4 protein-coding genes are annotated in these 13,810 nt (G+C 42.5%); all 4 read right to left on the bottom strand.

The window, feature by feature from the left end; translation table 11 throughout:
• Positions 1-79: 79 nt before the first annotated feature.
• The 4 genes from GPK81_RS15520 to GPK81_RS15505 all read right to left on the bottom strand — a co-directional run bounded on the left by GPK81_RS15520 (position 80) and on the right by GPK81_RS15505 (position 13,780).
• Entirely contained in the window at positions 80-6,097 is a 6,018-nt protein-coding gene (locus tag GPK81_RS15520) for a DEAD/DEAH box helicase family protein (protein ID WP_215707315.1), read from the bottom strand.
• A gap of 68 nt (positions 6,098-6,165) precedes the next feature.
• Positions 6,166-7,254 (bottom strand): DUF5688 family protein, encoded by a 1,089-nt coding sequence (locus GPK81_RS15515; protein WP_148463343.1) that lies wholly within the window; start codon positions 7,252-7,254, stop codon positions 6,166-6,168.
• Between the two features lie 6 nt (positions 7,255-7,260).
• Positions 7,261-7,401: a hypothetical protein gene (locus GPK81_RS15510; RefSeq protein WP_170962603.1), complete on the bottom strand. Its 141-nt coding sequence runs from the start codon at positions 7,399-7,401 to the stop codon at positions 7,261-7,263.
• An 85-nt stretch (positions 7,402-7,486) separates the two neighbouring features.
• Complete coding sequence (locus GPK81_RS15505) at positions 7,487-13,780, bottom strand: SpaA isopeptide-forming pilin-related protein (RefSeq protein WP_195983178.1); 6,294 nt, start codon at positions 13,778-13,780, stop codon at positions 7,487-7,489.
• Between the last annotated feature and the right edge of the window lie 30 nt (positions 13,781-13,810).

Raw genomic sequence — 13,810 nt, 5'->3', positions numbered from 1 at the left:
TTTCAAAGAATCAAAAAAATATTTTTTGAAATTCTGCAACCGACTTTGATAACCTATTTTCAATTTAGGAACGCATTATTTATCGTCCTACTAAAGTATAGCCCTCCGGTGCAAGTTCAATGCTCGTGACAACTTCGCCAAAAGTAGAGGCCCAGGAATCAAACAATCCAAGTCCCATATTCTGCAGTTTGCTGTTCTGCAGATACCGCTGCATAACATATAATTCCGTCATGCTGTTGCTGATTGGTGTGCCTGTAGCAAAAGTAATGCCTTTTCCTCCGGTAATTTCATCCAGATACTGACATTTATTGAACATATCTGCGGACTTCTGTGCTTCGTTCTGTGCAATCCCGGCTACATTTCTCATTTTTGTATAGAGAAACGCATTTTTATAGCTGTGTGCTTCATCTACATACAAATGATCCACGCCCAGTTCTTCAAACGTAACTACCTGATCTTTCTTCTCTTTCTGATTCAGTTTTTCCAGCCTTGTCTGCAGTGTCTTTCTGGTCTTTTCAATCTGTTTGACGGTATAACGCCCGCCGTCCTGTTCATACCTTGCACTCTGGATTGCCATTTCCAGATCATCAATCTGCTTCCGTAACATAGCTTCCTGTCTCTCATCAGAGATTGGAATACGCTCAAACTGGGAATGTCCAATGATAATGGCATCATAATTCCCCATAGCAATTCTGGCACAGAACTTCTTTCGGTTTGCTGGTTCAAAATCTTTCTTGGTTGCAACCAGGATATTGGCTCCCGGATATAACTGTAGGAATTCTGCACCCCACTGCTCCGTCAAATGGTTTGGCACGACAAAGAGATTCTTCTGTGATAATCCCAGTCTTTTACTTTCCATTGCCGCCGCTACCATTTCGTAGGTCTTCCCAGCTCCTACTACATGTGCCAGAAGTACATTGTCTCCGTAAAGCTGGTGTGCAACTGCATTTTTCTGGTGCGGACGAAGTTCTATTTCCGGATTCATTCCTGGGAAAGTCAAATGACTGCCATCATATTCACGGGGACGGATGCTGTTAAATCGTTCATTGTACACCTTTACCAATCGTTCACGCCTCTGCTGATCTTTAAAAATCCAGTCTTTAAATGCTGCTTTCATTGCATCCTGCTTCTGTGATGCCAGCATGGTCTCTTTCTTATTGAGGATACGGATCTCATCACCATTTTCATTGACACTCTTATCATAGATGCGTACATCTTTCAGGTTCAGGGTATCTTCCAGAATCTTATAGGCATTTGCTCTCTCAGTTCCATACGTTGCATAGGCAAACGCATTTTTGGGACTGTCGGCATTCTTTCCTGTAATCCTCCACTCTCCATTTACCTCAGAGAATTTTACCTGTATTTCCTTCTGTGCAAGATACCGTGGCGTATGAAGCAGTTCCGTCATAAAATCCTGATAATCTGAAGGTTCAATCCAAGTAGCTCCAACACGCACCTCAATTTCGGATGCTTCCAGATTTCTCGGCTGAACTGCCTCCAATGCACGAACATTCGGTGTAAATTCCGGGTGACTCTCGACAAAGGTTCTCGCAGTGTTTAATTTATCCCTGACATTTCCGGACAGATATTCATCTCCGCTTTCCCACTGGTCTGTCAGTGGATTCTTAAAGATAACTCCTACCAGTTCTTCTGTGATTTTCTCTTCGGTCTTTCCGGTCAGCTTTGCCATATATGGGAGATCTACTTTAGCCCTTTCATTTAAAGACAGAGCAAGTGCTTCTGTGGCTGTTTCCACACTTGTCACAGCAACCGCCTTTTTGATGGTTCGTTTGGTGAACATGTCCGCTTTCCGCTTCAATGTTCCATCTTCATTCAAGTCTTCCAGGGAACACAGCAGACAATAAGAAGAGTCATCAGAAAATGCCCGTTTATTAGCATTACTTCCAATAACTCCATACTTTGCTGTGTAGGTATCATACACCTGATTCAGTTTTTCCTGCTGTTTTTGGATTTCTTCGTCTGTGACAAATTCTTCCATCTGCATGGCGATCAGCTCACGAACGGTATCACGGATTGCAACCATGCCTTTTACACGTTCTGCAGTGGCTGCAGGCATTTTCACCTGATTCATCAAAGAGTTGACACGGTAATATACCTGATCATCTACCACCGTATAGCTGTAATTTCTAACATTCGGATCAGCCGGAATACTCTCTGGCATCTCATCCAGTTCTGTTTCCACATCTACTGCCGGTACCATGCTTCCCTTGATGTGTTTCACAGCTTCTTGTAACTGTAATTCCAAATCAGCTCCTTCCATTGGAGCACAGGTTGTTTCCATACCATACGGACCGGACACTTCTTTCATCTCACCCAGAATCATTTCCGGATGCTGAACAAAATACTGATTGACCGTAATTCCATTGACATCACTATCCAGATTTATCCATTCCGGCATTTCTTTCGTAAGGCTTTCCCTCTTTTGGAAAAACAAGATATCAGCACTGACTTCTGTTCCCGCATTTGCCTTAAAAGCTGTGTTCGGCAGTCGGATTGCTCCCAACAGATCTGCCCGCTCTGCCAGATATTTCCGGACTTCCGGTGACGCCTTATCCATAGTTCCCTTTGTTGTGATCAGTGCCGCCACACCACCTGGACGTAACTGATCTATCGTCTTGGCGAGAAAGTAATCATGGATCATGAAATTGTAGCGATCATACTGACGGTCATTGACCTTGTATGCACCAAATGGCACATTTCCAATCGCCACATCAAAAAAATCATTAGGATAATCTGTCTTCTCAAAACCTTTGATCTGAATATTGGCATTTGGATAGAGTAGCTTTGCAATTCTGCCACTGATGCTGTCCAATTCCACGCCATAAAGTTTGGACTGGTTTAGATTCTCTGGAAGCATTCCAAAAAAGTTTCCGACTCCCATAGATGGCTCCAGGATATTTCCTTTTGTAAATCCCAGATTCTCCAGCACCTGATACATACTTTCAATCACAATCGGCTGCGTATAATGAGCATTTAAGGTGGAAGCTCTGGCTGCAGCATATTCCTCTGGTGTAAGAACAGTCTTTAATTCCAGATATTCTGTCTCCCATGCAGCTTTTGTCTCATCAAATGCATCTGCAAGACCTCCCCAGCCGACGTACCTGGATAAGATTTCCTGTTCCTCTGGTGTCGCATTGCGGTTCTCATCCTCACATTTTTTTAACAGCTGAATAGCCATAATATTGGCTCGGAATTTCTCCTTCGGTGTTCCCTGTCCAAGTTCATCATCTGTGATATGGAAGTTCGTTGCTGGAATCAGTTCTGCTATTCCGTTAATCTCTTCCAATGATTCTTTTTCTTCCGATACCTCAACTTCTCCCGACAGTTCTTTTTCTTTTTTATCATAATCTGTCCACACACGTTTAGAAATAGCAGTAAAATAGGAAGACTCTTCCTCCATGATTTCTTCCTTGATTTCCCGTAATTTATCTAAGGTATCCGCATTTACTGTTTTGTTGTGATAATGATAATAAAGTACTTCTTGTCCAAGTTTTACATCCAGACGTTCCAATTCTTGTGTTGACATTCGCTCCCAAATATCATCTTTTTCCGTATGAATCGTGAAACCTTCTCCATCATCATGATATTCTAATGTGTATTGAAGTCGATTCTCTTCTCCCTTAACTTTGCAAGCAAAATCATAGATTTTTGTTCTGGTACCGGACATATATTCTGAATCAACTAGTCGCAGATCCGTTATATCTTCCGCTGTAAAAGTATCCTGTTCCAGCTGTTCTCCTAACATCTGCTGTGCTTCTTCCAGGTCTGCCAGTCTTTGTGCTTCCTGTCGCTCTTCGTACTTTTCCATTTCTTCCGGTGACAAATAATCATCTGTGCGGATTAACTGGCGAACACGTTTTGCAACCTTATTCCACTTTAATAAAACTTCTACCTCTGGATTGCCAATCTTCCCTTTTCCAAGCTTTAATCCTTTTGCATCGTGGGATGCGTCAGAAGCATCTGCTCCTGGTATTCCGGGTGAAGAACCACCTGTTCCATATTCATTTTTCAGGAACTCAGCTGCATCTTTCATATCATGGTGCTCCATGAAATACTCATAGATTCGGTTACGTCCTCCGGCAGTAATACCGCCTCTTCTCAGGACGGCATCTATCTCGTCTTGTGTAATAAAGGAAAGTGCAGGACGTTCGACTGTAAATTTCTGGTCTACCCAGGAACGCTCCCTCTGTAAATCTTGAAAACGCTGAAAATATTCCGGATTATGCTGAATCTCCCAGCGGTAATAATCTCCCGGATTCTCATCCATATATTTCTGCAGCCATTCAAAACGATAGACAATCGCATCTGCTTTCTCTTGATCTGTCCATGCTCCACTCACTACATCCTGCCAGTCTGAATATGATTGGTTCTTTTCCCAGTTTCTGCAGGTATCCCGAAAATGGAGTGCAAGAAGATTGGTCATTTCTTCCTGCTCCTGTTCAATGGCATTGTTGGAAATCAAATTATCCACGTAATTTCCATCCTCGTACATATCCCGGATTCTGTCCGCTGCTTCTTCCCACGTAACCATGCGGTCAAAGTTCCTTCTGGCAGATTCTCCTCGTCGGATGCGGATACCATCATTGTCATACCAGATACTGATTTTCTGTCCATCTATGGTAAATCCTTTGCCACCGGTACCATATTCATTCTTCAGAAAGTTCCGCATTTCTTCATTATCCAGACCTTCAATCAATCTTGCTGTAATATGAAACAGTGTATTTTTCTGTCCGCTTCCCGTGCGGAGAATATCATCTATCACTTCATCGGAAATAAGGAAAGCGGCTGGCTGTTCTAATGCAGCTGCCGCTTTCCTTATTTCCCCTAACTGTTCCTCTTCTGTTGGGAACAGGCTTAACTGTAAATAATCTCCTGAATCACCAGTTCCTCTGCCTGTGCTTTGATCTGGTTCATGTGTCTGGTCCACGCCATTGTGTCTGCCATCTTGTCCGGTGCCGGATCTTTCTCCAGAAGTTCGTTCATCAGGTTGTCTACTCTCTGTCTTGCCTGACTGTCGATCTCCATCAGATGACTGTCCAGACGGTTCTGCAGAGTCAGAATGTTGAACCTTGCTACCTTGTGATTTCTCAGATACTCTTTCCTCATCATTCCATACTTCCCGATGGTTCCTCTCGTCTCTTCCAGGCTGATATCTGGAATCTGATACTCTCCGTTCTGGCTGTAAGTGATCTCTCTCATAGTCTGTTTCCTCCTTATTTTCTTCTCTATCTTCTGTTTTATTTGTACTGTTTTCACGCATTAACGTGTTAAATTCATTATAGACTACTTCTTTTTCTTTTGCAACCGTTTTCAGGTCATTTTCCAGATTATTCAGCACATATCGTCCAATCTGCATCAGGACTGGTCTGCTGATCTCATTGACTGCACTTCCCAGATGTCCTAATACTATCAGCTGATTAAAGTCCGTAATATGCCGAAAATCCTCTGCATCCAGATATTCCTGTGCATCCAGTCCACACCGGTTTAGTAATACATACCAGACACTATTGGTCATCAGTTCCCGAAATTCGACTTCCTGATTCTGTTCGTCCAGTTCTTCCAGAAATGTCCCTGTTACGTCCAGTCTCAGTTCTTCCAATGCATCTGGAAGCCATTCTTGCATACTCTCCTTCGCTGCCTGATGCAGACTTTCAGCAAGTCCTCCTTCTGTATCTTCCAGTGATAACTGCTCCTGCAGATAATCTGCCACCAGCTGTTCTCCTTCCACCGGAAGATTCCATAACTGAGGATCCTTTCCAAGATTCCGCACTTTATAAGTGTCCTGCACATCAAATACATACCGAAGTTTCGTTTTCGGTCCGGAAGTATTGTCAATCAAGGCAATCCCTTTGGATCCCTTTTTGATCCAGCGGTACATCTTCTGATTCCAGATTTCCATGGATGCTACGGCAGTTGCTTCCGGTCGCTGTGCATAAATTAAAAGCTGTTCTGGAAAAGTGTATTTGTACAGTCTGGATGCAGTGTTTAGGAACCGCATCCATTCCTGCGGACTGGCAGCTACATCTTTTGCCACCTCTTCCGTCAGCTGTTCCATTGCATATAATTTATTTGCCATGCGCTACTCCTTTTCATAAAATCAGGGACTGCTTAGCACAGTCCCCTTAAAATCATCGTTGTTACTCTTTATAATGCTGTGGCAAGCTCTTTTGACTTATTCTTTGGCACTTTGTCTCCCTCTTTTGCCTTGATTTCTGCCTTAGCTTTCTCCAGTCTTCCATGGATTCCACCTTTTACTTCCGCTTTTTCGGCTGCTTTTTCTTTCTCCAAACGAGCTTCCCTACGCTCAGCATTTTCCATAACTGCCGTTTTCCCATCACAAAACTGAACTTTATCGGAAAGCTGCTCCTGTCTCTCCACCTTTGTCTCATTGACTTCCTGTACCATCGCATTTAATTCCGGAACCTGAAAAATGCCGTTATCAGGAAGAATCAGCACTTCATGAATGGAAGATGGGATGACAAAGTAATCACTTCCCAGGCATTCCCCAATCTGTTTACGAATATCTTCCTGCAGTAACAGGGACGCTCCATTCATCTTAGCTTTGTTTGTCAGACAGAACATTGGGTTTTCCATGGCTTCCATATCCATTTTTTCATTCAGCAGGTTTTCTGGTTCTTCACCAAAAATCATAGATTTGATAATCTCATTCATATCCATAAGTGTGACACCACGTTTTCGGTCTGCCACCATCGCATCCGCTTGAATCTGTTCGGCAGATACTCCCCACTCGTTCATCAGAGAAACAGTTACCGGAATACTGCTGATCCCTTCTCCATTTTCCTCCAGATTTACTGCATAATAAGCTGCAAAATCTCCGTGTTCTGTGACTACTTTATCTGCAAGAAGATCGGTATTCCATTCCTTATCACAAATTCTCATCTGTAATTTGTCCTTCATCTTTTCATAATCCAGAATATCTGGAACTCCCATATCAAAAAATTCTGCTTTTCCCTGTGCCTCAATACGCATATCAGCCACATCGCTAACACAAGAGTCTACATCTTTTCCATGGATATATTCCTGGTAGAGGGAATCCAGATAGACTGTCGGTACGATTCTCTGATCTCCGTTTGGAATCGTAATACCTGTCAGCTTCAAACCGTTGTTTTTTTCTACTTCCTGCAGTTTAATTTCTGCGTCCTTATAAGACTCTGGCAGATACTCCTTTACATTGTCTTTGACATATTCATAAAATTCTTTTCTGTTCATCATACGCTTTTACCCCTTTCTGATCATGTGATGGTTCACTCTTTTTCTACTGACCATCTGCTCGGCTTTCTTCTGATAAGCCATCATTCTCTTTAAAGTTTTCTCCTGGTTCTTTTTTGCTTCCTGTCTTTTTACCATTGTTTTCATCATAGTTTTCTGTTCCTTTCTTTCATTAGTTGTATTGAAAAGGGAGCCCTGATTCAGGGCCCCCCTTTACTACAAATTAATTACTTTACTATTTTCTGTTTTTCTTTTTTCTGATATAAAGTCCTGCCATACCTCCTGTGGAGATTACCAGAAGAAGAATCGGCAGCCAAATATTCGTGCTGTCACCTGTTTTCGGTGCATTTGATACCTTTGTCTCTTCATGGGACTGTGGTGTATCCAGTGTTTTCGGTGTTTCTGGAACTTCCGGTTTCTCATTTGTCAGATTAAAGGTAACTTCTACAACCGGTGTACTGTCATCTGCATAGGCAAATGTCACTTCATGCTTGGTCTGATCCAGTGTGTATCCGTCCAGTGTCTTTGTTTCCACCAGATAATACTTGATAGCGGTATCATATTTGCCGTTCTTAAATGTGGCAATCTCATACAGCTTACTTTCTGCATGACCGGCAGCATCTGTCTTTAAGGTTTCCAGAACTTTTCCTTTACTGTCACGGAGTTCAAATTCTACCCCTTTCAGCGGTTCTCCTGATGATTTATCTGTCTTATTGAGAATCACTTTTCCCTTGGCAGTATCATCTTTCATAGCCACTTTCTGGATTTCTCCGTTATCTTTCACCTCAAATGTCACATCGGCTGTCAGAAGATATCCTTTCGGTGCCTGCTCTTCACGTAAGGTATATTTACCGATTGGCAGTTTTTCGATATAGTGTGCTTCCTCTGTGGAAGTCCAGCTCTCTACTACCTGATCATCCTTATCGAGAATCGTCAGTTTCGCACCTGGAATCTCAGTTTCTCCTGTGATATCAGTCTTACTGATCTCTACTTTTGTCACATCATCTTTCATCTCATGCTTCTGAACCTCTGCTGTATTCTCTACTGTGAAAGTAATACTTTCTGCAGTGACATATCCATCTGCCGGTTTTGTCTCTGTCATGGTGTATTTCTTACCAACAACCAGTTCTTTGATCACATGGGATTCTTCCGTAGAAGTCCATTCATCTACTGCATTGCCATCTGAATCCGTTACTTTCAGGTGTGCACCTGGAAGTTCTTTACCTGTTGTCAGGTCTGTTTTGGACAGCTCCACTGTGGTTGGCTGATTTTCAAAAGTAAAGTCGTAGCTTACTTCTGTCTGGTCTTCTCCGGCATATTCAAAGGTAAATTCCTGTACTTCTTCTGTTGTAACAAATCCGTCCGGCGCAAAGATTTCTTTCACATAGTATTTTCCATCTACCGGAAGATCTACCGTAAAAGTAATCTGTCCTTTTTCATCCGTTACTCGCTGCTCGATCAGACTGTCTTTCTCAAGGAGTACCTCGCCCTTTGCATTTTTGATATCTTCACTGGTATAAAGACCGAAGACACCACCTGCAAGGACACGGTCTGTATCTTTTTCTTTCTTCACAACCGTAACCTTTACTTTCTGACGGGCATTCTGCCATTTCTCATCATAAGTGATGACTGGTGTATCCTGATCACGGTAGGAAAGATCAACATATCTCGGTTCTCCGTCCAGCACATAACCATGGGCAGTTTTTACTTCCTTCACATAGTACTTGCCAGCCGGGAGATCTCCCATCTGTGCAATACCATTAGAATCTGTGGTAATGGTTCCCACTTTTTCATCTGCTTTAAAATAATCTTCGCTGACACTATCTGCCGCTTTGATATCTTCCGCCGCAAATACATCGAAAGTCACATCTGCAAGGCTTCCGGTTACATACTCAAAAAGATGCTCCACGGTACCTTTTACATGATCCAGAAGTGTCACCTTATCCAAAAACTCTCCATTTTTGTTGATGATCAGAAGTCCTGTCGGAACTTCATCTTTCATCTCTACTTTTTGAATCTCGGCAGTATCTTCCAGTGTGAACTTCACATCCGTTGCTTTCAGATAACCATAAGGTGCCATTTCCTCACGAAAGGTGTATTCCTCTCCAACTGTCAGTCGTTTGATCACATGTGGCTGATCTTTTACAGAAGTCCACTGATCCACAACATTTCCTTCTTTATCAAGAACAGTGAGTTTTGCCCCATCCAGCTCCACACCTGTTGTTACATCAGATTTCGTGATTTCTACTGTTGTCGGCTGGTTCTTTTTCACAGTTTTCAGTTTTACTGTCTTCACATCCTGTCCCTGGTAAGAAGCATCCAGATTCAGAACTTCATCAGAAGATACAAATCCCGCCGGTGCTTTTAACTCTTTCACATAATACTGTCCAAGTGGCAGATCCAGCGTACATGTTGCAAGACCATCTTTATCAGAAGTCATTTCCTGCAACAGTGTGTCTGCTTTCACGATCACTTTTCCATCTGCCTTGATATCCTCTTTGTTATAGATACCAAAGACAGCCCCTTCTATGGTTGCACCATTTTCTGCATCCTGTTTTTCTACCTGGATTGCAACTTTCTGTCGGTCATCGCCAACCGTCACTTCCTGTTCAATCACAGGTGTATCCTGATCGGCATAGACAAATGCGACTTCTGATCTGTCATGGTTCAAAACGAATCCTTCCGGTGCAGTCTTTTCTACCACATAGTAAGAACCAAGTGGCAGATTCTCTGCAACTGCTTTTCCGTCTTCCCCGGTCGTTACCGTTGTTACCAGTGCATCTTTTGCATAGATCAGCTGTCTGTTTCCGTTTTCATCTTTCTGATAATCCGGTGTATAGATATTTTCAGCTGCATAGACATTAAATGATGCACCTTTCAGATATCTTTCTTCATAAACAAAATCTTTCTTAAATCCGGTCAGGATCTCACCTTTTTTATAGATCGTCAACTTTCCTTTTACCGGATGATTCTCGTAATCTACCGTAATAATGGCATCTCCGCTCTCAGAATCCATCTGGTATGCTGTGTTTGCATCCACCGCAATCTCTACATAATTCTTGTTAATTGTGTACCCTTCCGGTGCGTTGACTTCCTCAATCCGGTAATGTCCGATCTTCAGATTCTTCGGCATGATTAGATATCCCTGGCTGTCCGTAAAATAGGACTTATGGGTTGTTGTCACTGGATAAGTTGTTACCTGTTCCACATACTTCTTGTTGTCCAGGTCATATACCTTAAATTCAGTTCCGGCAATCAATACGGATTTCTTTGTTTCATCGTCTTTTTTCACGATTTTCAGTTTTGCCTTAAACTCTTCATCCAAAAGCACACGCCAGATCTGTGGCTCATTTGGATGATGCTCTGTGATATTCACTTCAAAATCATCGACTGGCTTGTAATTGTGCGGTGTTGTAGTCTCACGCACGATATAGCTTCCAAATGGTAATGGAATACTGCAGGCATAACCTTTTTCATCTGTGAAAATCTCAGTTGCTCCATTTTCTCCACTCACTACAGGTTTTGCAGAATCAAAGTCGTAGCTTCCATCTGCTTTCTTTGTAAGGGAAGATTTCAGATAAACTGTAAATCCGGCTCCGGATAACAGATCGGCATCGGTCTTTCCATTGTTGGCTGCTTTGATGATCTGGAATGGCTGCTTGATGACCTGCTCACTGGAAGTGCACTCTCTTTTTACTTCTGCTGTCATATCTCCTTCATAACTGCACGTAAGATCATGCTCTTCTGTATCTGCCAGGTATCCGGTCGGCGGTGTAATCTCTTTGATATAATATTTGCCAAGATATAAGCCTTTTACAGAAGCCTGTCCTTTGTCATCTGTTGTAAGAGAAGCTACCTGTTCTCCTGCTTTATAAATAGTTCCGGTTGCTCCGTCCGGATGCACGATATCTTCACGGGCATACAATCCATAAACTGCACCTTTCAATGTGGCATCTCCCTGCGGTACTGCTTTTCCTGTCTCTTTATCCATTTTATAAAGATTGATCTTTGCTGTCACACGGTCATTGCTGAAGGTATGGGCAAAAGATACGGTTGCTTCTTTATCATTGGTGTAAGAAAACTTGAACGTGTACACATCTTCTGTATTTCTCACATAACCTTCCGGTGCCTGATCTTCTTTTACAGAATAGGAATATCCAATCGGAAGATCTGCTGTAAATTTTGCAGTTCCGTCTGCGCCAGTAGTTACTTTCTCAATCAGCGTTCCTTTTTTCACAACAACGCTTCCGTCTGCATTTCTGATATCATCGGATGCATACAGAGCAAAAATACCGCCTTTCAGTGGTTTCCTGGTATCTTTATCCTGTTTTATTACGGAAACATCTGCTTTCTGTCTCTCGTTGTTAAAAGTCACATCTGCAAATACAACTTCTTTATTCTGACCAGCATAAGTTAGAGTCACTGACTTTTCTTCGCTGCCGTTATAGAAAGAGTCCGGTGCTTTTGTTTCTTTTACCACGTAGGTTCCAAGATGCAGGTTTTTCAGTGTGACAGAACCATTCTCACCTGTTGTCAGGTTTTCTTTTACAAGGTCACCTTTGCTGTACACTTTTGTGCCATAAGCTGTTACGATATCTGCCCCTGCATACACGTTATACACTGCATTTTTCTGTCTGCGGTTTTCATACTGAAATACCGTTCCATTTTCACTGACATCTGCTCCGGTCAGAACCTGTCCTTCTTTGTAAATGGTAAGCTCTGCCAGCTGTTCTTTATTTTCCACGGTTACAGCTGAGGTCTTACTTGCTACCAGTTTTACATTTGTTGCTGTTGCATTTACTACATACCCCTGTGGTGCTGTGATTTCTTTCAGATAAACGGTATCCTGTGTCTTGATGATCGTAACAGAGGATTTTCCGTTCTTATCTGTTGCCGGCATCTGAGTAATCAGCTTTGTACATGCCTCATCGCTGTATACACCAAATACTGCACCTGCAAGATTAACATCCGCTGTATCGTCTTTTTTTACGATTTCGATCGTAGCCTGTTCAATCCAGGACACCTTTAAGCTTACATATTTTTCATCAGCAACACCTTCTCCAAACACAAATGCCAGATCCTGAACACTTGCATTCGTAGTCAGTTTATATGCTGAATAATCTTTTGTAATACTTCCCTTCATTTTTGCAGAAAAGGTAGCACTTACATCTTTTGTCTGTGTCAGAGGCGCTGAGAGATAAAACGTGGTTCCGCCTCCAATTGTTACGCTTGCACCTGCCGCACTTACCTTTCCAGTAGATACATTATGGAGCTTTACTCCCTTTGGTAAGTCCATTGTAATTTTCTGCTGGGAAGATGCGTTGAACTGAATGTTCTCCGTTCTCTGAACATTTCCGTCTACATAAGTTTTTACATTCGGCTTCGAAAATGACATCGCTACATCTGGTATTTCCGGCTTATTCACACAATAATTATAGAGTTCTTTTGCCAAAGCCTCTCCTGTAGCATTTGTTCCGTAAAATGCATCACTACTTCCGTTGGCATAGGATGCAGCCATGTGAATAATGATGAATCTTTTTCCTTCTGAAAAATCCGTGTGTTTATTCGCAAAAAAGCTTTCGCTTCCTGCGGCATCAGTACCGTAATAACACACTTTTGCTAACGCCTGATTGTCTCCAATCTTTGTGATTGTATAATTTCCAGATCCAGGTCCTGGCTTAGCTGGCTGTACACAATACGCAATTGCTCTGACGCTTCCGTAGCTGATATAGTACGGCTCTGTCAGATAGGTTCCAAGATTATAATCTGCATATCTATACAGTGGTCCTTTTTCAATTGTTACCTGCTGTGTACTTCTTGCTGAATAAGCGGAAACTGCTTCAAATGTTGCAATCTCTCCCTCTTCCATAGCTTCAAGATCCACGCCTTCTTCTCCTGCCTGTTCCAAAACATCATGAAGCTCTAACCCTGATTCTTCATCATAGGTATCCTGATTCTGTGCCTGCTCTACCAAATCATCAAATTCGTCAGCGTCAATATCGGTAATCTCCGAGTCTGCTTCGGACTCCTCCGCTTCCTCTGTCTGCTGTTCACTGCCAGCTGTTTCGGATTCGGTCACTGCTTCACTTCCTGCCGCCCCTGTCTGCGTTTCTGTTTCTTTCTCACGCACAATCAGGTTTCGGCTGATCTGGTACTTCGGATGCTCCTGATTTACCGGTTCCACATAATAGACCGCTTTGTAAGTGTCCGCATGATCTGTCGTAAAATCCTCATTCTTATCATTCTTTGCTTCCTCAAATGTGACTTTGACCTTGTTATCATCCTTGATTTCCAGTCCTGTGTAGTCTGATTTCACATCAAATACACTGCCTGTTTCCATTTCATAATCTTTGGCAGTCACCACCTCATCTTCATCCAGAAGTTCTTTCACTTCCTCATAAAGTGGAGGGTTCTCCTCTGGCTGGATCTCCGCTGCATATGCAGTCATTGGAGATAACACTGTACTAAGCATTGTCATGCCTGCCAGCAAGCCAGATACTACTTTTCTAAAATTACCTTTTTTCTTCATGCTAAGGTCCTCTCTTTCATATATTTGTAT

The sequence above is a fragment of the Blautia sp. MCC283 genome, assembly GCF_018785565.1.
Classification (GTDB): domain Bacteria; phylum Bacillota; class Clostridia; order Lachnospirales; family Lachnospiraceae; genus Blautia_A.
This window is presented reverse-complemented; position numbering and strand designations above follow the sequence as displayed.